At 70.0% G+C, this 22,786-nt stretch carries 14 protein-coding genes and 1 pseudogene; 6 read left to right on the forward strand and 9 right to left on the reverse strand.

Annotated features, from left to right (window positions below; genetic code table 11):
* Nucleotides 1–15 precede the first annotated feature (15 nt).
* The 4 genes from RAH40_RS00005 (at nucleotide 16) to RAH40_RS00020 (ending at nucleotide 3,714) form a co-directional block, all read left to right on the forward strand.
* Nucleotides 16–516: an AAA family ATPase gene (locus RAH40_RS00005; protein ID WP_373432594.1), complete on the forward strand. Its 501-nt coding sequence runs from the start codon at nucleotides 16–18 to the stop codon at nucleotides 514–516.
* A complete protein-coding gene (locus RAH40_RS00010) occupies nucleotides 513–1,328 on the forward strand; it encodes a RodZ family helix-turn-helix domain-containing protein (RefSeq protein ID WP_306599983.1) in 816 nt (271 codons plus the stop codon). Before RAH40_RS00005 ends, RAH40_RS00010 begins: the two co-directional genes overlap by 4 nt.
* A gap of 1 nt (nucleotide 1,329) precedes the next feature.
* Nucleotides 1,330–2,394 (forward strand): hypothetical protein, encoded by a 1,065-nt coding sequence (locus RAH40_RS00015; protein WP_306599984.1) that lies wholly within the window; start codon nucleotides 1,330–1,332, stop codon nucleotides 2,392–2,394.
* A gap of 387 nt (nucleotides 2,395–2,781) precedes the next feature.
* Nucleotides 2,782–3,714 (forward strand): DUF2344 domain-containing protein, encoded by a 933-nt coding sequence (locus RAH40_RS00020; protein WP_306599985.1) that lies wholly within the window; start codon nucleotides 2,782–2,784, stop codon nucleotides 3,712–3,714.
* On the opposite strand, the gene RAH40_RS00025 is transcribed toward RAH40_RS00020, so the two are convergent.
* Together RAH40_RS00025 and RAH40_RS00030 are read right to left on the reverse strand one after the other, a co-directional pair.
* Nucleotides 3,715–5,505 (reverse strand): hypothetical protein, encoded by a 1,791-nt coding sequence (locus tag RAH40_RS00025; protein ID WP_306599986.1) that lies wholly within the window; start codon nucleotides 5,503–5,505, stop codon nucleotides 3,715–3,717.
* Nucleotides 5,506–5,544: 39 nt separating this feature from the next.
* Nucleotides 5,545–6,234 (reverse strand): hypothetical protein, encoded by a 690-nt coding sequence (locus RAH40_RS00030; RefSeq protein WP_306599987.1) that lies wholly within the window; start codon nucleotides 6,232–6,234, stop codon nucleotides 5,545–5,547.
* Nucleotides 6,235–6,295: 61 nt separating this feature from the next.
* On the opposite strand from RAH40_RS00030, the pseudogene RAH40_RS00035 reads away from it, so the two are divergent.
* A pseudogene (locus tag RAH40_RS00035) lies at nucleotides 6,296–8,425 on the forward strand (ComEC/Rec2 family competence protein); the annotation flags it as partial.
* A gap of 168 nt (nucleotides 8,426–8,593) precedes the next feature.
* Here the strand turns inward: RAH40_RS00035 and RAH40_RS00040 are convergent.
* Nucleotides 8,594–9,193, reverse strand: a complete 600-nt coding sequence (locus RAH40_RS00040; protein ID WP_306602322.1) for a phosphorylase — start codon at nucleotides 9,191–9,193, stop codon at nucleotides 8,594–8,596.
* Between the two features lie 101 nt (nucleotides 9,194–9,294).
* Complete coding sequence (gene ppdK / locus RAH40_RS00045; protein ID WP_306599988.1) at nucleotides 9,295–12,018, reverse strand: pyruvate, phosphate dikinase; 2,724 nt, start codon at nucleotides 12,016–12,018, stop codon at nucleotides 9,295–9,297.
* 195 nt (nucleotides 12,019–12,213) lie between these two features.
* Here ppdK and RAH40_RS00050 point away from each other — a divergent pair, with 195 nt between their 5' ends.
* Entirely contained in the window at nucleotides 12,214–13,425 is a 1,212-nt protein-coding gene (locus RAH40_RS00050; protein WP_306599989.1) for a pseudouridine synthase, read from the forward strand.
* 450 nt (nucleotides 13,426–13,875) lie between these two features.
* Here RAH40_RS00050 and RAH40_RS00055 read toward each other — a convergent pair whose 3' ends face one another.
* The 5 genes from RAH40_RS00055 to RAH40_RS00075 all read right to left on the reverse strand — a co-directional run bounded on the left by RAH40_RS00055 (nucleotide 13,876) and on the right by RAH40_RS00075 (nucleotide 22,675).
* On the reverse strand, nucleotides 13,876–14,307 hold the full coding sequence (locus RAH40_RS00055; protein ID WP_306599990.1) for a transposase: 432 nt from the start codon (nucleotides 14,305–14,307) through the stop codon (nucleotides 13,876–13,878).
* A 342-nt stretch (nucleotides 14,308–14,649) separates the two neighbouring features.
* On the reverse strand, nucleotides 14,650–17,667 hold the full coding sequence (locus tag RAH40_RS00060; RefSeq protein ID WP_306599991.1) for a ligand-binding sensor domain-containing diguanylate cyclase: 3,018 nt from the start codon (nucleotides 17,665–17,667) through the stop codon (nucleotides 14,650–14,652).
* A 144-nt stretch (nucleotides 17,668–17,811) separates the two neighbouring features.
* The gene (locus RAH40_RS00065) at nucleotides 17,812–18,966 is read right to left on the reverse strand and encodes an iron-containing alcohol dehydrogenase (RefSeq protein ID WP_306599992.1); all 1,155 of its coding nucleotides are present in this window, start codon (nucleotides 18,964–18,966) and stop codon (nucleotides 17,812–17,814) included.
* A gap of 26 nt (nucleotides 18,967–18,992) precedes the next feature.
* Complete coding sequence (gene polA / locus RAH40_RS00070) at nucleotides 18,993–21,797, reverse strand: DNA polymerase I (RefSeq protein ID WP_306599993.1); 2,805 nt, start codon at nucleotides 21,795–21,797, stop codon at nucleotides 18,993–18,995.
* A gap of 44 nt (nucleotides 21,798–21,841) precedes the next feature.
* A complete protein-coding gene (locus RAH40_RS00075) occupies nucleotides 21,842–22,675 on the reverse strand; it encodes an SDR family oxidoreductase (protein WP_306599994.1) in 834 nt (277 codons plus the stop codon).
* Nucleotides 22,676–22,786 lie beyond the last annotated feature (111 nt).

Consider the following 22,786-nt stretch of genomic DNA (forward strand, 5'->3'; position numbering starts at 1 on the left):
GACCCCTTCTTCGTCATCGCCACCCAGAACCCCATGGACACCTCGGGCACCTTCCCCCTTCCGGAAAGCCAGATGGACCGCTTCGCCTGCGTCCTCCACCTGGGCTACCCCGATCCGGTCTCGGAGCGGCTCGTCCTGCGGGGCGAGGCCGGCTCCGGGATCCTGGAGTCCCTGGAACCGGCCATGGATCTGGACGGCTGGCGCCGGGCCCGGGCCGAGGTGCGCAAGGTGCGGGCCTCCGACGGCGCGCTGGACTACGCCGAGCGCGTGGTGGCGCGGATCCGCGAGAACCGGGGCTTCTGCTCCACCCGGGCCGCGGGGCACTGGCTGGCGCTGTCCCGGGCGGAGGCCTGGCTCGACGGCAGGGACTTCGTGACGCCCGACGACCTCCAGTCCACCCTGGGCGACGCCATGGCCCACCGCGGGACCATGGACGACCGCCGTCTCAACCGTGACGAGCGGCGCGAGCAGCTGGGGCGGATGGTGGCCGAGGTCCCCGTGGGCTGGAAGCCTTGAGCGGGCCGGAGGGGGCGCCCCACGCCACCGGCATCGGCGACGCCATCCGGCAGGCCCGCATCGCCCAGGGGCTCTCCCTGCATGCCCTGGCCTTCGACCTGAACCTCAGCGTGCGTGTCCTCGAGGCGGTGGAGGCCGAGGCCTGGGACCGGGTCCCGCCGGGCCGGGAGCGGCCCTACGCGCGCCAGATCGCCGAGCGCCTGGGGGTGGACCCCGAGGCCTACTCCGAACAGTGGAACCAGCTTCCCGGATTGGTGGAGCAGGAACCGCCCGACCCGCGCCGTGAGCACCAGGAGCGCATCCTCATGGGCGCGCTCAGCGCCGGCACGCTCCTGCTGGTGCTCTGGCTCGTGGTGCCCGGGCGCAACCTGCGCCGCCCCCGGGGCCAGGCCGAGGTGCAGGTGGACCGCACCGGCCCCGCGCGCTGGAAGCCCGCCGAGCCGGAGGGCCCCTATCCCGTGGTGGGCGAAGTCCTGCCCGAAGTGCCCGTCAACGAGGAGGGCGTGCTGGTGTCCCTGCGCGCCCAGGACACCTGCGAGGTGACCGTCGCCCCCGGCGGCGCCCCCGCCCAGAAGCGCAGCCTGCGCGTGTCGGACCCCTGGCGCCTGCGGGTGAAGGGGCCCTTCTCCATCACCGTGGACAACGGCGGCGTCGTGGTGCTGGACGTCGCGGGCCGCAGGATCCGCCACGGAACCGCCGTCGGCGAACCGTGGACGGGGAAATTCGGCGAGAATGGGGAATGGATCGTCCCCGAGAGCACGGAGGCCAGGAACCCGCCCACGGCTCCGGAGACCGACCAGGAAGGGGAATGACGTGCATCTGATCGTTCAGAAATTCGTGGATGGCCAGCTGCCCGAGGCGATGGCCAGGTCCCTGGTGGCGGGCAATCTCCCGGTTCCGCCCATCGACCTGCTCCAGGCATTGAGCCACGCCGTCTTCAAGGAGACCCCCTTCGCCGACACCGCGGTGGAGACCGTGAAGGCCATGCCGGAGAGCCTGCTCTCCAACGCCATCCTCGGGCCCCAGGATCCGCCCGATCCCCTGGGACTCATCCTCATCCACCGCAAGGAGCCGGCCCTGCTGGAGACGGCCCTGCTGCACCCGGACATGAACTCCGCCTGGATGGAGCGGGTGGTGCCGTTCCTGCCGGGGGCCGTGCTGGAGATCCCCCTGAACAACCAGGTGCTCTGGCTGGAACGCCCGGTGATCCTGGATCTGCTGGAGACCCATCCGGAGGCCGAGTACCAGATCAAGCGCCGGGTCAACGAGTTCCGGCGGGACGTGCTGCGCCTGGTGACGAAGGAGGTCGCCGAGGAGCGCCTGGAGATCATCGACGAGGTGGAGGCCGGCAGGCTCGACAAGGCCTGGGCCGAGCTGCCCCTTCCGGTGGAGACGCCCGAGGAGCTGGAAGCCCCCGTGCGGGCCATTCTGGCGCCCGTGTTGGACGAAGAGGGCAACGAGATCCCCCTCTCGCTCACCAAGCGCGTGATGCGCCTGCGCACCAACCAGAAGATCATGCTCGCCATCAAGGGCGGCAAGGAGGAGCGGACCCTCCTCATCCGCGAGGCCAACCGCCTCATCCAGGTGAACGTGATCCGCAATCCGCGGATAACCGAGGGGGAGATCGCCTTCATCGCGCAGATGCGCACCATCAACGAGGAAGTCATCCGGATCATCGCCACGAACCGGGACTGGCTCAAGAAATACGTCATCGTGAAGGCCCTGGTGCTCAACCCCAAGACGCCCATCGCCCTTTCCCTGAACCTCCTCAAGCGCCTCATCGACATGGACCTGAAGCTCCTCATGAGGGACAAGGGCGTCGCCGAGATCCTCCGGCGGGAGGCCAAGCGCTTCCTGGAATCCAAGCAGCCCAAGTGACGCGGCTTCCCCTGGCCACTGTGAACATCGATTCATGATGTGAATCGTGGCAATTTTTTCCCGGAGCCTTGTATCATCCGGGGGAAATCTGGGAAGAATGGCGTATCCATTAGGGAATTGGGCCATCCCACCCGTGAATATTTTCCCTGCACAAAGAACGCAGCAGTCCTTCTCTTACCTGATTCTCATGGCGACTTTGGAATTCCCCACCGAGAAATCAGCAGCCTTCGCGGAAAACCCGGACCCTGGACCCGCCACCAGCCCTGGTTACACTGGAACGCTATGGACGAGGCCTCCCGAGATTCCGCACATGCGCCGCTGAAGGCCTTCCAGGACATGGTTTCCACCGGACCGCCCGAAGCGGCCGCCCTGGACCGGGTTCTGAAAATGCTTGAGCTGGAAGGCCAGCTCGAACACGCCCTGGCCCTCCTCCGCCTCGCGGGGCCGGCCTGGGAGCCCGTGCGCGCGCGGCTCCGGGCCGACGTGGCCACCTCCAGGGCCCGCCGCATGAACCGCTGGCAGACGGATCCCAACCGAAGGACCCTCCGGCTCCGCTTCGCCGTCTCGGAGCCCGCGTGCGGGCAGCACCCGCCGGCCCTGGCGTCCCAGCTGGCCCGGGCCATCCTGGACGCGGGGCTCCCGCTTGCCATGGGCCTCGAGAAGGTGCCCCGGCCCGCCCTGCATCTGGGGCACCCGCTGCCCCTGGGCGTTCCCGGCCGGGGGGAATGGGCCGACGCGGTGCTGGCCCATGGGGCCGGGATGCCGCTTTCGGAACTGCCCGGCTGCATCAACGCCCACGCGCCGGCGGGCCTCACCGTCCTCCAGTGCGAGATCGTCCCCAACTACGCGTCGCCCGTGTCCGACCTGTGCCGCTCCGCCTCCTGGCGCTGGCAGTGCCCTGCGGACCTGCTCGAGCGGGCCCTCTTCGCCACCGCGGAATTCATGGCCTCCGAACGCTTCGAGATGGAGAAATCCGGCAAGACCGGCGGCCACAAGGGCGTCAAGCGCGTGGAGATCCGCTCCCTCGTGGAGGCCATGGCCTGGAAGGACGGCGCGCTGGCCTTCACCACCCGCATCGCCTCCGGCCAGGCCCCCAATCCGCAGAAGCTCCTGGGGGCGATCCTGGGAGTCGATCCCGCCGGCGTCGCCTCCCTGGAGCGCACCGGGCTGCAGCTGGCCGCGGACCCGCGCCTCCTGGACGCCGACCGCTACGAACCCAAGCTGCACAACATGTTCGAGGACGCCGTCCTGCTGGACGCCGGGTCCCACATCCGCATCGTGGACGGGGACGACGACGATCCGATCATCCTGGGCGGGTAGCTACTTCGCCCTGCCGAAGTTGTATTCGAGGGTCATCCAGCCCGTGGTGGGCTTGCCGTTCTTCGTGGCCGGGGCGTAGCCCGAGGCCAGGGCGGCGTTCTGCGCGGCGTCGTTGTAGCCGAAGGGCCCGGCCACGCCCTGCACGATGACCACCTTCACGGGGTGTCCCTGGGCGTCCACGAAGATCTTCAGGATCACCTTGATGTCGCTGTCCCGGACATTGGCGGGCAGGAAGGCCTTGTTGGCGATGCGGGGCGCCGTGGGGCTGACGCGGCGCACGAGGGCGGCGGGCGTCTCCACCGCCTCCTGCTGCGCGGGCGCGGCGGCCGCGGGGGGCGGCGCCTGGGGCGCGGGAGTGGCCACCACCGCCGGGGCCGGGGCTTCCTGCTTGGCGGGGGCCGGCGCCGGCGGCGGCGCGGGCTGCGGCGCGGGCGCGGCCTTCTGGGCGTTGAGGGCGATGGTGTTGCCCTGGTTGGTCAACTCCTGCTGCTTCTTCAGGGCCTCGTCCTTCTGACGGCCCAGTTCCAGGGCCTTGGCCTTGGATTCCTCCAGGTCCTTCTTCGCCTTGGCGCGCTCCTCGGTGGTCTTGGCCTCCGTTGCCTTCTTGGCGAGCTGCTCCTGCAGGATCCTCTGGGACTCCTCCTGCTTGGCGATGTCCATGAGCTTGTTCTCGTTCGCCGCCTTCAGCTGCTGGAGTTCGGCGAGCTTGACCTGGATGGCGTTGTTCTCGGACCGGAGCTCGCGGTACTTGTAGCCGAAGAATCCGAGGATGGCCACGGCGGCCGCGCCGGCGTAGACGAAGTACTTCACCCGGCTCTGCCCGTCGGCGTTGACCAGGACGCTGCGCGACGCGCCCTCGGAAGGCAGGAACGGCGTGTAGTCCACGCCCTGGTCCGCCTTCATGGACTGGCCGTCCTGTTCGGCCTCCTCGCGGAAGAGCGTATGCATGTAGAAGGCCATGTTGAAGGTGGTGGGGCTGTAGTCGCCGTCGTAGAGGACGCGCTCGAGCTCCTTGTTGAATTCGCCCATGGAAGGGAAGGCGGAGGGGTCCACCAGCAGCCGGTTCAGGAGGCCCGCGATCTCGGCCGGAAGGGGGCCGTCCTCCATGGCCGCCTTCAGCGTGGCGCGGGACAGCGCCGCGGGGATGGCTTCAGGCGCGGGGAGCTTCTCCAGGGTCAGCAGCTCGAAGAGCACGGCGCCCAGGGCGAAGAGGTCCTGCTGCAGCGGGCTCCTGGCTTCCGGCGCGCGGTAGGGGGCGAGTTCCTTTTCCAGCCCCTTGGCCTTGGGCAGGAGCCCCGCCAGGATGCCGGCGTAGGGCGCGTCGACGATCTGCGTGGCGCCTTCGAAGCTCACCCAGATGCTGTGGGGGCTCAGGGCGCCGTGGTGGAGATCCTTGGCGGCCAGCGCCATGAGGGACATGGCCAGGCCCTGGATCACGGAAAGGGAATGGTCCACCCCCAGGGGGATCTGCTCCTCGCGGGTCTTCCTCAGCACCTGCGCCAGGCTGCGCCCGGGCACGTAGTCGCAGACCACGTGGGGCGTCCTGCCGGGCTCGGCATGGTAGTTGGCGCCGAAGCCGCGGCTGCCGGCGAGGATTCCGGCCACCCGCGCGGCCTCCCCCATGCGGGCGCCGATGCCGGCGTCCACGAGCTCGTCGGTGAACGTCCGCAGCAGGTGGTGCTTCTCGAAGGCGCTGCCGGAAAGGGAGAGCCCGCGGTGGATCCTGCCGATGGGGTCGGCCGTGAGTTCACTGGAAAGCATGTACGAGCCGAGCCGGGTATACGAGGCCATTCCTGTCTCCATGGTGATGATAGGAAGATATCGAAAAGACTAGTCCCTGGCTATGCTTTCATCGCCGGGGGCGTCCCACTGGTCGCCGACGGCCCGCCACAACTGGATCCAGATATTGGCGGTGCCGTTGATCCCATTGGAATAGGAAAGCTGGAGCTGGGCGAAGGGCACTGAAAGCTCGTCCCATCCCCCCTTCCTGCGCCCGGTCGCCTCGTCGAAGCATTCCTGGAGCGCCTGGTTGCGGTCGAACTTGACCTGCGCCCACTGCACCAGCCTGGGCCGGGGGTCCAGGGGAGACGTGACCGCCCAGAAGGGCTCCCGGCTCAGCACGAGCTTCGGAAGCTTCTCGTCGCCGTAGGCCTGGAACGACTCCCGCAGCGACGATACGCCCACCACCGCCGAGGGGTCCATGAGGAGCTGGACCTGGTGGGCCAGGACGCCCAGCTCCCTGGCAATGCGCTCCGGCCGCTTGTGATCCTCCGTGAGGGCCACGATGCGGCGGAACTGCTCCTCCACGTCCTCCACGGTGGGCACCTGGTCGTTGGCCTGCCCCCGCGCGCCGCTGACGAGCTCCCTCGCGTGGGTGGCGAGGAAGGCCGCCATGCGCTTGGGCAGGAGCCGGGCGGCCCGCCCTGTCTGCACTTCATGGAAGGCGGGGCTCCAGGCGCCCAGGGAGGCCCAAGACACGGCGAGGCAGGCGGCGACGTTGAAAAGGTGGTTTCGGATCACTTGGAATCCCGCATGAACAGCCATTTTCTCATGGATCGCCCCCTCGCGTAGACTCGGCTCCATGCTTTCCCGGGACGAACTTTGGCAGCGCCTGAGCGGCGACGGTTTCTGGGCCCTTCCCTGGGCCCTGGGGGCCGCCTGCGCCGTTCCGTGGGCCCTGCCGGAAGCCTGGGACGGCAGGCTCCCCCTGGGGGCGCGGCTGGCGGGGTGGGCCGCCGTGGCCTGTTCCCTGCCCCTGGCGCCGCGCCGGCGCTGGATCGGGCTCTGCCTGGCCATCGCCCTGGCCTGGGGCACCCTGGGCGGGCTGGGGCGCCTGGCCCGGTGGGAATGCGCGCTTCCCGCGGGGCCCGCGCGGATCCGGGGCGTCCTGGCGGCGCCCTGGGCGCTGCGGGGCCGCTCCCGGGCCGGGGCCCTGCGCGTCGAAGCGCCGGAGGCCCTGCGGGGCCTGGCGCTTCCCTTGGACCTTCCCGCCTCGGGCGTGCCGCCGCCCCCGCCGGGCACCCCCGTGGCCTTCGGGGCCGACCTCCAGCGGGTGGAGGCAGGCCCCGGGTTCCTCGCCGAGCGCCCGCGGTGGCGCGCCCGGGAGGCGGGGGCCCCCCGGAGGCTGCGCCTGCCCTCGTCCCTGGTGCTGGAGGTCCTGGGCCCGCCCCGGCCCTCCCCGCTGCTGGCGCTGCGCGCCTGGGTCCACGCGAGGTTCCTCGCGCTGCCGCTCTCCGCCCCGGCCCGGGACCTCTGGGGCGCCCTCACCCTGGGCATCCCTCCCGCCCACGGGGAGGCCTTCAGCCCCTTCGTCCAGAGCGGGACCATCCACACCCTCGTCGTCTCCGGACTGCAGGTGTCCCTCGTCATGGCGGGCCTGGAGGCCCTGTGGCGGCGCGCCCTGGGCCGCGGCAGCCCCGCCGCCGCCATGGCGGGGGGCCTGGCCTACTGCGCCCTGGTGGGGTTCACCGCCCCGGTGTGGCGCGGCTTCCTCATGGGCCTCGCCTGGGCCGCGGCCAGGGGCACCGGGTGGAAGGTCCCCCAGGTCGTGACCCTCCACGGCGCGCTGGTGGCGTGGCTCCTGGTCCACCCCGCGGCCGGGTGCGATCCCGGCTTCCTCCTGTCCTGGCTCGCCCTGACCGGCCTGCTGTGGGGCAGCCGCCCCCTGGCCGGGCTCCTGGGGCCGCTGGCGGGGCGATTCGCCGGGCCCCTGGCGAGGGTGCTGGCCCCCTGGCTCTCCACGTTGCCCCTGCTGGCCCTGTTCCACGGGGGCGCTCCCCTGTGGTCCGCCGCCGCCAACCTGGCCCTCCTTCCCGTGGTGGCCGTGCTGGCGCTCCTGTGCCTCGCCCTGGTCTTCCTGCCGGCGCCCTGGGCCGTGGCGCCCCTCGGCCACGTCCTGGCCTGGGTGGGCGGGACCCTGGTGCCCGCCTTCGCCCGCGTCGTCCCCCTCGCCACGGGCACCCTCTGGCCCTGGGCCGCCCTGGGCCTGGGCTGGGTCCTCCTGGCGCAGCTCCATGCCGGGTTCCGCCGCACCCGCTGGCTCACCGCGGCCCTGGTGGCGGGCTCCCTGGGTCTGCTGGCCTCCAGGGGCACCGGAAGCCCTCCCCGCGCCTTGAGCATCGAGGCCCTGGACGTCGGCCAGGGCGATGCCCTCCTGATCCGCGTCCCGGGCGGCGACGCCACCCTGGTGGATACCGGCCCCGACGCCGGCTCCGCCCGGAGGATCGCGCGGGTCCTGGCCCGGCGCGGCGTCCGGGAGCCCCTCCACCTCATCCTCACCCATCCCCATCAGGACCACGCCGGCGGGTGGGAGGCCCTGGAGAGCCTCTGGCCCCTGGCCTCGGTGAGCCGGCCGGCCATGGCCCCGGCGAAGTGGGAGCCCTTCGGCGCCGCGCCCTCCCGGCTACGCGCCCTCCCGTTGCGCCGCGGCGACGCGTGGAACCGCGGCGGGGCCTCCTTCTCCGTGCGGTGGCCGCCGGGCCCCATGGCCCTGCGGGACGTGAACATGAACTCCCTCGTCCTGCGCGTGGCCTGGCGCGGCCGGGAACTCTGGCTCATGGGCGACGCCCTGGCCACCCAGGAGCGCGACCTCCTGGACCTGGGGGACCCCGGTCCCCCCGCCCCCGGACGGCTCCTGAAGGCCGGCCACCACGGCAGCCGCAGCGCCTCCGGATCCGCCTGGACCGCGGCCCTGGACCCGCGGCTGGCCCTGGTGTGCGCCGGCCGCGGCAACGTCTTCGGCCACCCCCACCCCGAGGCCCTGGAAGCCCTGGCCGGCGCCCACCTGTTCGTCACCGGGGACTGCCTGGGCATCCGCGCCGAGGCCGTGCCCGCGGGCTGGCTCGTGGAGACGGGCAGGGGCCGGAGCCTCCTCCTGGCCTCACCGCCCCCCGAAGACCCCCAGCCCAGCCAGGCGCGCCATCAGCTCCCGGCTCACCCGCTCATGGTTCTCCCGCCACTCCCGGTGCGCCTCGGGCCCCACGCGGTTCGCCACCGCCAGCACGGCCCCGCAGGGCACGCCCGCCTCCGCGCAGGCCGCAAAGACCCCCGTGAGCTCCAGGTGCTCCACGGCCGCCAGCTCCCCCAGGCGCCGCGCCCCCTCCTCCGTGCGCGTAATTCCCGGCGGCACCGCCACGGAATGGGCCGGGAAGGGCAGGGCCGGCACGAGGGTCGCGGGCCACCGGACGACTTCGATGGCCGGCCGGTAGGCCCGCCCCTCCAGCTCATCCAGGGAGATGGCCAGGGCCTCCGAGGCCCAGACGGCGTCCCCCGGCTGGAGCCGCGCGTCGTAGGACCCGCAGGTGCCCACGAACAGGACGCGTTCCGGATCCAGCTCCGACAGCAACCGAACGGTCGCCACCGCGGCCGTGAGCGCCCCGACGCCGGTGCAGGCCACCCGCCAGCCGGCGGGAGGGGTGGCGTCCCACCCGGCGAGTTCGGGGGGGAAGGCTGCGAGGAGGAGGGAGGGGCGGGGGGGCATGGGCCCATGGTACGACAGGGCCTTGCGGGTTGCTCCGGTCTCCTGGCCCCCAAATGAAAAGGGGCGCCTGGGCGCCCCTTCTCATCTGTCTGCCGCAGGAACTACTTCTTCTCTTCCAGGACGGCCTGGGCGGCGGCCAGGATCGCGATGGGCACGCGGTAGGGGCTGCAGCTGACGTAGTTCAGGCCCACGCGGTGGAAGAACTTCACCGAACGGGGGTCGCCGCCGTGCTCGCCGCAGACGCCCAGCTTGATGCCGGGGCGGGTGGAGCGGCCCTTTTCGCAGGCGATGCGGACCAGCTCGCCGATGCCTTCCTGGTCGAGGCTCTGGAAGGGGTCGTCCTCGAGGATCTTCTTGGAGACGTACTCGGGCAGGAAGGAGCCGGAATCGTCGCGGGAGTAGCCGAAGCCCATCTGGGTGAGGTCGTTGGTGCCGAAGGAGAAGAACTCGGCCTCGGTGGCGACCTTGTCGGCGGTGATGGCGGCGCGGGGGATCTCGATCATGGTGCCGATGGGGCAGCTGAAATCGGTTCCCTGCTCCTTGTTCACCGCGGCCAGCTCGTCCAGCATCTCGGCCTTGGTGAAGGCCAGCTCCTTGACGGTGCCGATGAGGGGAACCATGACCTCGGGCAGGGCGACGATGCCCTTCCGGCCCACGGCGATGGCGGCCTCGCTGATGGCGCGCATCTGCATGCGGATGAGCTCGGGGTAGGTGATGCCCAGGCGGCAGCCGCGGTGGCCCATCATGGGGTTGAACTCGTGCAGCTTCTCCACGCGGTGCTTGACCTCGGCGGCACTGACGCCGATGACCTTGGCCATTTCGAGCTGGCCGGCCTCGTCGTGGGGCACGAACTCGTGGAGGGGGGGATCCAGGAGGCGCACGGTGACGGGCAGGCCGTTCATGGCCTCGAAGATGCCTTCGAAGTCCTGGCGCTGGATGGGCAGGAGCTTCTTGAGGGCTTCCTTGCGGGCCTCCAGGTCCTTGGCGAGGATGAACTCGCGCACGGCGATGATGCGCTCGCCCTCGAAGAACATGTGCTCGGTGCGGCACAGGCCGATGCCCTCGGCGCCGAAGGCGCGGGCCACGTCGGAGTCGTGCGGGGTGTCGGCGTTGGTGCGGACCTTGAGCTTACGGACGGCGTTGGACCAGGTCATGATCTTCATGAACCGGCCGAACAGCTCGCTGTCCTCGGCCTTGAGCTTCTTCTCGACGAGCACCTGGTTCACTTCGGAGGGGAAGGCGCTCAGCTGGCCGGCGAAGATCTCGCCGGTGGAGCCGTCGATGGAGATGAAGTCGGTGCCGGCCTTGAGGGTGATGTCGCCGACGTTGACCGTGCCGGCCTTGACGTCGATGTTCAGGGCGGAGGCGCCGCAGACGCAGGGCTTGCCCATGCCGCGGGCGACCACGGCCGCGTGGCTGGTCATGCCGCCGCGGGCGGTGAGGATGCCGTTGGCGGCGACCATGCCGGCCAGATCCTCGGGGGAGGTCTCGATGCGGACCAGGACGACGGGACCGGTCTTGGCCAGCTCTTCGGCCTGCTCGGCGCTCAGGGCGATGCGGCCGGCGGCGGCGCCGGGGCCGGCATTCAGGCCCTTGGCCATCAGCTTGCCGTCCTTCTTGAAGGAGGCCTTCTCCTTGGGATCGAACACGGGGGCCAGCAGCTGGTTGAGGCTGTCGGGATCGATGCGGGTCAGGGCGGTGTTGCTGTCGATCATCCCCTCGTCCACCAGGTCGATGGCGATGCGGATGGAGGCCAGGGCGGTGCGCTTGCCGATGCGGGTCTGGAGCATGAACAGCTGGCCACGCTCGATGGTGAACTCCAGGTCCTGCATGTCCTTGAAGTGGCGCTCAAGGCGGTTGCAGGTGGCCAGCAGCTCCTTGAAGGCGGCGGGCATGGCCTCCTCGAGGCTCTGGTGGCCGGTGCCCTCGGCCTGGGCCTTGGTGATGGGCTGGGGGGTGCGCACGCCGGCGACCACGTCCTCGCCCTGGGCGTTGATCAGGTATTCGCCGTAGAAGTAGGGCTCGCCGGTGCCGGGGTCGCGGGTGAAGGCCACGCCGGTGCCGCAGTCGTCGCCCATGTTGCCGAACACCATGGTCTGGACGTTGACGGCGGTGCCCCAGTCGTCGGGGATGCGGTTCAGGCGGCGGTAGATCTTGGCGCGGTCGGTCTCCCAGCTGTCGAACACGGCGCAGATGCCGCCGAAGAGCTGCTCGATGGGATCCTGGGGGAAGGGCTTGCCGAGTTCCTTCTGGACGATCGCCTTGAAGACGACGGTCAGGTCCTTCCACTCCTCGGCGGTGATGGCGGTGTCGAGCTTCTTGCCGGTCCTGGCCTTGAGCTTCTCGATCTCATGCTCGAAGAGGTCCTTGTGAACGCCCAGGACCACGTCGGAGTACATCATGATGAAGCGGCGGTAGGAATCGTAGGCGAAGCGGGGGTTGTTGCTGGCCTTGGCCAGGCCTTCGACGGTCTGGTCGTTGAGGCCCAGGTTCAGGACGGTGTCCATCATGCCGGGCATGGAGACGCGGGCGCCCGAACGCACGGAAAGGAGGAGGGGGTTCTCGACGTCGCCCAGCTTGCGGCCGCGGTTGCCTTCGAGCCACTTGAGGGACTCCAGGACCTGCGCCTTGACGTCCTGGGGAAGCGTCTGGCCGCCCGCGATGTAGAGGGTGCAGACCTCGGTGGTGACGGTGAAACCGGGGGGCACGGGGATCTCGAGGCCGGCCATTTCGGCGAGGTTGCAGCCCTTCCCGCCGAGGAGGTTACGCATGGTCGCGTTGCCCTCGTTCCGGTCTCCGCCAAAGGTGTATACGTGTTTTGTCATAAGCTCCTCGGAGAAAAAACCAAATTAGGCTCCAGTCTAGCCGACTGACGGGAAAAGTCCTGCCTTAATTCCGGACCGGGCAGTCGTCATAACTGCTCCGAACAGCAGGGTTAGGTTGGTAAATAACGCTTTGAGGAAGGCGCTGGATGTGAGATGATGATCGATTCGCGTCGTGATGACGCTGGAGGCACACCCATGGCGACCCCCCCCCGCAAGGACTCGAAGAAGCGAGTGAGCGCAAAGAAGCCTGGGGGACCGGTTCGCACCGGCGGCAAGCCCGTATCCCGGGCCGGTTCCAAGCCCCCTTCCCGGACGGGGGCCAAGCCCGCGCCCAGGACCGGTTCCAGGCCGGCCCCCCGGACCGCCGCCAAACCCGACTTCCGGAACGAAGTGAACCCTGCCTACTGGCCTGACGAGACCCCCGCTTCCCGCCCCGAGGGCAAGCCTTCCTCCCGGACCGGCGAGCGTTCTGCGAACCGCACCGGCGAGCGGCCTGCGACCCGCACTGGCGAGCGGCCTGCGAACCGCACCGGCGAGCGGCCTGCGACCCGCACTGGCGAGCGGCCTGCGAACCGCACCGGCGAGCGGCCTGCGACCCGCACCGGCGAGCGGCCTGCCTCGCGCAGCGGCGCCCCGGCCAAATCCGGCCTCAAGCCCCGCGCCAAGGCCCAGCCGGGCGCCAAGCCCAAAACCGTCCAATCGGGCGACCGCCTTCAGAAGATCCTCGCCGCGGCGGGGGTGGACTCCCGGCGGGCCTGCGAGCAGATCATCCTGGACGGGCGCGTCCAGGTGAACGGGGTCACCGTCACGGAGCTGGGCACCCGCGCGGATGCCCGCCGGGACGAGATCACGGTGGACCTCCAGCCCATCACCCGGGAGAACCTGGTCTACATCCTTCTGAACAAGCCCAAGGGCTACGTCACGAGCGTGAAGGACGACCAGGGGCGGCCCACGGTCATGGCGCTCATCCACGGGGTTGACGCGCGGGTGTATCCCGTCGGGCGACTGGATTTCAATTCCGAAGGGCTGCTCCTGCTCACCAACGACGGGGCCCTGGCGCAGCGGCTCATGGCGCCCGAGTTCCATGTGCCCAAGGTCTACCTGGTGAAGATCCACCGCATGCCCAAGCCCGAGACCCTGGACGAGTTCCGGGAGGGGTTCCGCCTGGACGGGCGGCGGCTCAAGCCCTGCGGCATCGAGATCGCCGAGAAGGCGGACAACCCCTGGCTGCGCGTCACCCTCATCGAAGGCAAGAACCAGCAGATCCGCAAGATGTTTGCCGCAGTGGGGCACCCGGTGTCCAAGCTGCGCCGCATCCAGTTCGGTCCCCTGGACGATCCCGCGATCAAGCCCGGCGAGTGGAAGTTCTTGAATCCCCAGGAACTCGCGGCGCTGAAGGCCCTCTAGTTCGACTGTGGCGTCTGGAAGCCGGGTGGGCCGGGTCCCCCCATCGCGCCCCGATTCGTTGTCGCCGGCAAGCCGGCGCCAACGGAAAGCCATCGACCAGGTTGGAGGCCTGTGTTGGCACCTGCCAACTCCGATGGATTGCCGAAGCAGCCCTGCCGGCACAGGCTCCCCGGGCCGGCCTATGGCTCGGAGGGCCTGCTGCGAGTTGAGTCTGGCGAATGCCAAAGGGGCCGATGCTGATTAGGCCATGGCCATGCCGAACTAAGCGACGGTCCAGGATCGAGGTGGTGAACGGGGTGTGCCGGTGCGGCCGCAGAAAGGGCATCGGGGTAACCGCAGGATCAGCATTCGGATGAGGTGCGCCAGCCTTGCGGCATCGGGAGGGATCTCGCGTCCAGGCCTCAGGCAGGTAGAGTCGATAGGCCACGGGCAGCGCCGCGACGTGATTGGTCAGCGAAACGTTTTCGCCACTTGGCAGTTCTGATGGTTGCCCCGGCAGCCGCAGTTTGGGTGGGCCACACCCACGGAATGTCGGCCTTGCCTGGGAAAGGACGTGTCATCGACAATCCACGCCTCGATTCGGCCCCTGGAGGAGATGAATGGCAGGGCATAAGCCCGGCTAAAATCCAGCACGACCTGGGCATCCCACTCGGAGTCGGTGATGAGCCGCTGGATGGAGGCATAGCAGGCTTCAGGGCGCCCCGGATCCAGTCTGGCCGCGATGGGCTCCATGCTTTTGCGCTCCCCGGGAAGCAGGAGCCCACTGCAATACCCGCACAAAGCTCCTTGCGAACCGGACCATCCGGACAAGCGCAAGGCTTCGGCCACTTGGTTCGAAAAGGCGTCGAACCGGGCCTCGCTTTCAGGGTCCAGTGCCTCCATCATCCCCTCCGTGGTGGACCTTCTGTGTGAACCCAACCCCATGGGTTCCCCATGGGGCCGGCTCAGCGACAGGAGAGAGACCGGGCGCCCAAATCCAAATCAGCGTCGGCGCGACCCGGACTGAACCCTGCTCCACTGGCAGCTGGCCTTCAAAACCATAGGCCAGCCCGGGGAGCCAACGCTCATGCAGCGGCCAGAGGCACCCATCGGAGTTGGTGGGTGTGAACATGCTCCTCGCGTCCCAGGTCGGGATCTCTCCGTTGGCGCCGGCTTGCCGGCGACAACGAAACCGGGCGAAATGGGGGGACCCGGCCCACCCGGCTTCCAGACGCCACAGTCGAACTAGCCAGGCCACACGAAGCCGGGCTCCGAGCTGGTCACGTCCATCAGGCCCTTTGACGCGGCCCAGCCCACATCCCAGGTCTTCATGCCCTCCAGGAGCGAGACATCGCCGTCGGGGGGCATGAGGGCCCCCACCCAGCGGTCGCGGCCGGTGTTCTTGGCGGCGTAGAGGCACTGGTCGGCCAGCTTCAGGGCCTGCTGCCAGTCGGCGAGCTCGGGGTGGTGGGGGTGGACGGGGAGGGCGGTGAAGCCGATGGACCAGCTCTTCTGGAATTCCACCCCGCCGGGGAGCACGAAGGTGCAGGCACGGATGGCCTCCAGCAGTCCGTTGGCGATGGCGGGGGCGCCGCTGCGCCGGGTGCGCCGGGCCACCAGCAGGAATTCCTCGCCGCCCCAGCGCACCAGGGAATCGGTGGCCCGGGTGTTGGCCCTGAGGATCTCGGAGAGCTGCTTGAGCACCAGGTCGCCGGCCAGATGGCCGTGGGTGTCGTTGACGGACTTGAAGTGATCGATGTCCATCAGGAACAGGAGGATGTCCTCCTTGTTGAGGAGGGGGTCCTGGCCGGTGTCAAGGTGTTCCCGGAAGGCCCGCTGGGCCTGGAGGGCGTCGGTGGGCAGGGAGAGGTCCAGGAAGCGGCGGTTGTGGAGGCCGGTGAGGGGGTCCACCAGGGACGCCTCCTCCAGGGCCCGGTTGGCTTTTTCCAGCTGCTTCTTGGAGGCCTCCAGGGCCTCGGTGCGGGTGGCGACCATGGCCTCCAGGGCGGCGTTGCGCCGGTGGAGCTGGGCGGTGCGCCGGCGGAAGCCCAGGAGGACCACGCCTCCGGCCGCGAGGGCCGAGAGGGTGCGGAACCACCAGGTTCCCCACCAGGGCGGGAGGATCCGGAAGGAGAACCCGGCCACCGGCCCGGGGGGGCCGTCATTGAAGCGGCTGCGCACCTCGAACCGGTAGTTGCCGGCCGGCAGGGCGGGATAGCGCGCCTCGTAGATCCGCGTCTCGCGCCACTCGTTCTCCAGGCCGACCAGACGCACCTCGTGGCTGATGCGGCTCTCGTTCTGGAAGGAGAGGCCGGAGAAGTGGAAGGAGAGCGTGCGGTTCGCGTAGGGGATCCGGGGGCTGGCTTCGTCCACGGCGTGCTCGCGGCGCAGGTCGGTGATCTCCTGGATCTTGGCCACGGGGGGCGGGGGCGGGCCCTGGTAGGCCCGGGGCTGGAAGTAGGAGATGCCGTTGGCGAATCCCTGCCAGAGGCCTCCGTCGGGGTCGATGGTGAGGCCGTTGGCCATGGGGTCCTGGCTGATGAGGCCGTCGCTCTTGCTGAAGACATCGAGGTCCTTGCCGTCCCAGCGTTTCATGCCCCCGCCGGTGCCGAGCCAGAGGATGCCCTTGGGGTCGAAGCCCATGCTCAGGATGCTGTCCCTGAAAAGGCCTTCGGGCTGGGTGCGGGACTCCGCCACCTGCCAGGCGCCGTTCACGCGGGCCAGGCGGCTGATGCCCTTGGCGTCGAGGTACGAGACCCACATGAAGCCCCGGGGGTCCCGGGCCAGGCTGGCGCAGTTGGTGCCGAGCAGGCCCTGCTCCCGGCCCAGGCGGGTCCATTTGCGGTTCTCCAGGAAATACAGGCCGTGCTCGCCGGCGGCCCAGAGGCCCCCGCCCAGGTCCTTGCGGAGGGAATTCACCCTCTCCTCGGCCTGGTGGCCTGGGAAGGGCAGGTGCTCCGTCTTCCAGCCCCCCCTGTCCCGGGAGACCTGGTAGACGCCGTCGGTGCGCGAACCCAGGTAGGCCCCGCCCTCCGGGGCGCTGGCGATGGTGAGGATCAGGTTGCTGGTCTTGCAGGGTTTGATCGAGATCTTCTCCACGCGGTCCGTCTTGAGGTCCAGGCGGAAGACGGTGTTGAAGTCCTCGTTCTTTCCGGATCCGCCGAACCAGAGGGCTTCGCGGCCGTTGCCGCCCCCGGACAGGAGGGTGCGGCCCTCCGTGCCGTGCAGCACGCTCCAGGTCTCGCCCTTGAGCACGGCCACGCCGCTGTCGGTGCAGGCGAAGACCCTTCCGTCGGCGCTGTGGCCGATGTCCCACACCGAAGGGGAGGGCAGGCCCTGGTGGAGGCCGAAGTTCGTCCAGAGGGAGCGCCCCTTGAGCTTGTGGATACCCTCGCTGGTCACCCAGAGGTTGCCCTCCCGGTCCAGGTACGTGAGGGAGGCCCAGCCGCCGGGAAGGCCCTTGGACTCGCCCAGGGTCCAGGCCTCGTCCCCGTCGAAGCACACCAGTCCCTTGGAGGTGCCCACCCAGATCCGGCCCGCGCTGTCCTCGATGGGGGGGTAGGGGTTGTAGGTGTTGCTGGGCAGCTTGGAGGAGAGGTCGACCCAGGAGGCGTCCCAGCCGTTCCGGCGCCAGAGGCTCTTGCGGTCCCGGAGGAAGATCCGGCCCGAGCGGTCCTGGAGGATCCGGCAGCCGGTGCCGTGGAAGGTGGGCGGCAGGTCCAGGCTGCTCCACGCGCCCGCGAGCCGGCGCCAGAGCTGGGTCTCCGTGGTGAGGAGCAGGGTCCGCAGGTCCCGGGAGGCCCATCCGGACGTGATCTGGTCGGGCAGGGTCTTCACCACGGCCATGGGCTCGTTCCCGTGCCTTCCGAACACGGCCTTGCCCTGGACGGCCACGGCATTCCCGTTGGAGCCCAGGGCCAGGAACGGGGACCGCTGGCGGGGCAGGCCCTCCACGGGCTTGAGGTCCCGGCCTTCCAGCCGGAAGATGCCGTCATCCGTGCCGACCCACAGGCCCCCGGTGGGAGATGCGGCCATCTCCCAGATGATGCTCGACTTGAGACTCTGGCCCCAGAGCTGGAAGTGGTGTCCGTCGTAGCGGTAGAGCCCGTCCTCGGTGCCGGCCCACAGGTAGCCTTCGGCGTCCTGGGTGAAACTGTAGACGCTGAGGTTGGTGAGCCCGTCCTCGACCCCATAGCTCTGGAACGAGAAGACCCCCGGCGGCACCTTTCGCCCGGCGGCGGGTGCTCCGAGGAGGGGCAGCAAGAGGATCGAGCCTGCGACTGCGCGGCCCAGGACCGTACGGATGGATGACCTCCTTGGGGTTCAGTTGCGTGGCGGGAGGGCGGGATCGGTTGGGATATTGTTCAAGAAGAACATACTTGCCTTCAGCGGGATGTTCAAGTGGGCCTACCGGGCCAGGGCGAGGATCTCCAGGACCTTCTCGCTGGTGATGTCCTTCCGTTCGCCCATGGGCAGGGCCTTGCGGGCCTGGAGGCGGTCGACGATCTCCCCGAATCGCTCCTCCCCCACCGCATAGGCGTTCAGGTGGGTGGGATTGCCCATGGCCTCGAAGAAGGTCCGGGTGGCGATGATGCCCTTTTCCAGCCGGACGGCCTCGTTGCCGTCGTGGAAGTCCCACACCCGGGTGGCGTACTGGACGAGCTTCTCCCGCTTGACCGTCCGCTGGACCCACAGGAGGTTCGGAAGGACGATGGCCAGGGTCTGGGCGTGATCCAGGCCGTGGAAGGCGGTGAGCTCGTGCCCGATGGTGTGGGTGGCCCAGTCCTGGGGCACCCCGGAGCCGATGAGGCCGTTGAGGGCGAGCGTGGCGCACCACATGACGTTGGACCGGGCCGCGTAGTCCGTGGGGTCGGCCAGGGTCCGGGGCCCCTCCTCGATGAGGGTGCGCAGGATGGCCTCGGCGAAACGGTCCTGGAGGGGCGCGTCGGCCGGGTAGGTGAGGTACTGCTCCACGGTGTGCACGAAGGCGTCCACCACCCCGTTGGCGATCTGGCGCGGGGAGAGGGTGAAGGTGGTCTCGGGGTCCAGGATGGAGAACTTCGGGAAGAGCAGGGGCGAGGAGAAGGCGATCTTGTCCCGGGTGGCGGCCCGGGTCACCACGGCGAAGCAGTTGGACTCGGTGCCGGTTGCGGGGAGGGTGAGGACGGTCCCCAGGGGCAGGGTGGCGCGGGGGGCCATGTGGCGGCTCACGATGTCCCACTCATTGCCCTGCCAGGGCACGGCGGCGGCCATGAACTTGGTGCCGTCGATGACGGAACCGCCGCCCACGGCCAGCAGGAAGTCCACCTTCTCCGCCCGGGCCAGCTCCACGCCCTTCATGAGGTATTCGAAGGTGGGGTTGGGCTCGATGCCGCCGAATTCAAGCAGTTCGAAGCCCTCCAGGGCCTTGCGGACCTGGTCGTAGACGCCGTTGGCCTTGATGCTGCCGCCCCCGTAGGTCATGAGGACGCGGGCGCCGTGGGGCACCTCGCGGCGCAACGAGCCGATCTGGCCGGCTCCGAAGAGGATGCGGGTGGGGTTGTGGAAGGTGAAGTTCTGCATGGTGCCTCGCGAATGGGTTCAACGGTTCACTTGCACTCCAGCCAGCTGTTTCCGCGCCGGACTTCGGCCGCGAGCTTCACGCCCAGGGGGCCCAGGTCGTCGGCGCCCTCCATCGCGTCCTTGAGCAGGGCGGAGACGGCATCGGCTTCGGCAGGGGGCGCCTCCACCAGGAGCTCGTCGTGCACCTGCAGCAGGAGCCGCGACTCCAGGCCCCCGGCTTCCAGGGACCGGTGCAGGCGCACCATGGCCCGGCGCATGAGGTCGGCGGCGGTGCCCTGCACCACGGTGTTCACCGCCTCCCGCAGGGCCTGGGCCTTGAGGCCCTGGTTGGGGGACTGCAGGTCGGGGATGCGCCGGACGCGGCCCCAAAGGGTGCGCACCAGGCCCTCCTCCACGGCCCTGGCCTTGGTGGCCTCGATCCATTCGGCGACCTTGGGCATGCGCTCGAAGTAGCGCTCGATGAAGGCCTTGGCCTCCTTGAAGCTGATGCCCAGGCTCGCCGACAGGGCATAGGCGCCCTGGCCGTAGAGCAGGCCGAAGTTCACGGCCTTGGCGGCGCTGCGCTGCCCGGAGGTGACGGCCTCCATGTCGACCCCCATCACTTCCGAGGCCGTGCGGCGGTGGATGTCCTCGCCCCGGGAGAAGGCCCCCAGGAGCACGGGGTCCCCGGCCAGGGCCGCCACCACCCGCAGTTCGATCTGGCTGTAGTCGGCGTCCAGGAAGACCCAGCCCTTCCTGGGCACGAAGGCGCCGCGGATGGCCCGGCCCTCCTCGGTGCGCACGGGGATGTTCTGGAGGTTGGGGTCGGAGGAGGCCAGGCGCCCCGTGGCCACCGCGGCCTGGTGGAGCCGGGTGTGGAGGCGGCCCGTGACCGGGCTCACCATCAGCGGCAGGGCCTCCACGTAGGTGGAGAGGAGCTTCTGGGTCTGGCGGTGGCGCAGCAGCACCCGGGCGATCTCCCCGTCCTCCCGCAGGGCCAGTTCGGTCAGCACGTCCTCGTCCGTGGCCGGGGCCTTGGTCTTGTCGGTGCGCTTGAGCACCGGCAGGTTCAGCTTCTCGTAGAGGATCTTCCCCAGCTGCGTCGGGCTGTTGAGGTTGAAGGCCTCGCCGGCGAGCTCGAAGGCGCGGTCCGCGGCCGCGTCCCGGTCCACGCGCATGGCCTTGGCCAGGTGTTCGAGGACCCCGACGTCCAGGCGCACCCCGTCAAGCTCCAGGTCCGCCAGGGCCTCCACCAGGGGCAGGTCCACCTGTTCGTAGAGCCTCAGGATGTCGGGGGTCAGGAGCGGCTTGAGCTTGCGGCAGAGCTGCAGGGCCAGGTCGGCGTCCTCGGCGGCGTACTGCACCGCCTGGCCGAAGTCGGCCTCGTCGAAGCGCTTCTGGGCCTTGCCCTTGCCCACCACCGCCTCGAAGGGGATGGGGCGCAGGTCCAGGTGGCGGGAGGAGAGGTCGTCCAGGTTGTGGCGCAGGCGGGAGTCCACCAGGAAGCTGAGCACCATGCTGTCGTCGGCCAGCCCCCGCACCGGCATGCCATGGCGCTTGAGCACCTGCAGGTCGTACTTCAGGTTCTGGCCGGCCTTGCCCACCGACACGTCCAGGAAGAGGGGCCCCAGCACCTCCAGGGCCTCCTCGAAGGGGATGTTGCGGGGGTCCAGGTAGGGGGCCAGTTCACGGAAGAAGGCGCCGGGCTCGCCCCGCAGGTCCAGCAGGCCCTCCGGGAGGCCCGAGTCCGGCAGGAGCCCCGGCAGGGACCCGGCGGTGTCCTCGGAGCCGGGCTTGAGGTGCGCCAGGGGCACGTAGAGGCCGTCATTGGGCTTCCAGGCGAGGCTCAGGCCCACGATGTGGCCCCGCGTGGGGTCGATGGAGGTGGTCTCGGTGTCCAGCCCGAAGGTGCCGGCCTCCCGGCACCGGGCCACGGCCTCCACCAGGTCGGCCTTCGTGGCCGCGGCGCGGTAGGCGCGGGCCGCCGACGGCGCGCTGGCGCTGCCCACCTCCGTGAACTCCTTGGTGAGCTGCTCGAAGCCCAGGGCCTTGAAGGCGGCCCGGGCCTGGGCCTGGTCCACGCCCTTGTAGGCGAGGTCCTCCAGGGTCACCGGCAGGACGAGGTCCGTGACCACCGTCACCAGGCGGCGCACCAGCTCCAGGCGGGGCAGGGCGGCCTCCAGGCCCTCCCGGTGGGCCTTGCGCTTGAGTTCGGCGCGGTGCTCCACGATGGCGTCCAGGTTCCCGTACTGCTCCACGAGGTCCCGGGCGCCCTTCTCGCCGATGCCCTCCACGCCCTTGACGTTGTCGCTCGCGTCGCCCATGAGGGTGAGCACGTCCACCACCTGCTCGGGCCACACGCCGAAGCGCTCCTTCACCCCGGCGCGGTCGATCCACACCTCGCCGTCGCGGTTGTTGAGGACCTGGATGCAGCCCGCGTCGTCCACCAGCTGCAGGAGGTCCTTGTCCGGGCTCACGATCACCGACGGAAGCCCCGCCGCGCAGGCCTGGCGGGCCAGCGTGCCCATGACGTCGTCGGCCTCGAAGCCCGAAAGCTCCACGATGGGAATGTTCAGGGCCTTGATGAGGTCCCGGATGAGCGGCACCTGGGGCCGCAGGTCCTCGGGCATCTCGGCCCGGTTGGCCTTGTATTCCGGGTAGATGTCGTGGCGGAAGGTGGGCTCGGGCCGGTCGAAGACGGCGGCGATGTGGGTGGGCTTGTGCTGGGCCACCAGCGCCAGGAGCATGCGGGCCATGGTCAGGGCCGCGCCGTTCTTCATGCGGAGGTTGCCGTAGTACGCACGGAAGATCAGGGCGAAGGCGTCGATCAGGTAGAGGCGGTCTTCGGACATGGGGATAGTTTGGTCGCGCGGCCCCGGCCTGTCACCTGGATTGGTCAGGAAAGGCCGAAGGCCTTGCGCACCGCCCAGTCCCAGGCGGTGCCGGGCAGGAGCGCCTTGCCCAGGGTCGCCCAGAAGGCGTCCCTGCCGATGAGGATCCGGCGGGGCGGATCCGCCCGCTCCATGGCCGAGACGATGCGGGCCGCGCAGGCCTGGGCGCTGAGGCCGTGGCTGGCGGCGTGGGTGCGCTGGCGGTCCAGGTAGGCCTCCATGGCGGGCGCGAAGGGCGTCCCCTTGATCCTCGCGGGCAGGTCGCCCATGGCCCAGGCGAGGGTCTCCCGGAACCCGGACCGCACCGCCCCCGGTTCGACCAGGATCACCCGGACCGCCGGGGCCACCTCCAGCCTGAGGGTCTCGGCCAGGGCCACCACCGCGTGCTTGGAGGCGCTGTAGGCCCCCGCCATGGGCACGCTCATGCGGCCCAGGATGGAGGCCACGTGGACGATGCGGCCCTCCCCGGGGTCCGCGGCGGCCCGGATCAGGGGCAGGAAGGCGCACGTGGCCGCGTGCAGGCCCACCACATTGGTCTCGAACTGGGCCCGCATCTCATCCGCCCGAAGCAGCTCCAGGGGCCCCATCTGCCCGTAGCCGGCATTGTTGATGAGGGCCGTGAGCCGCAGGGGCCTGCAGGCCTCCGCCGCCGAGGCGAGGCTGGCGGCGTCGGTGATGTCCAGGGGCAGGCGCAGCAGGTCCTCCCCGTCCGGGAGGTCCGCCAGGCTTTCCAGGCGCCGGGCCGTGGCCACCACGCTCCAGCCGGTCCGCCGGCAGGCCTCCACCAGCGCCCGGCCGATGCCGGTGGAACAACCCGTGATCAGCACCCAGCGCCGCATGCGTCCTCCAAGGAGATGCGGCCAGGGTAGCGTGGATTTGCGGACGGGTTCCGCATGAACCCGGTGCGGGACCCCTGGCGAGGCCCCCCGGGAGGACCTAGAATGGCTTCG

It is taken from the genome of Geothrix sp. 21YS21S-2, assembly GCF_030846775.1.
Classification (GTDB): Bacteria; Acidobacteriota; Holophagae; order Holophagales; family Holophagaceae; genus Mesoterricola.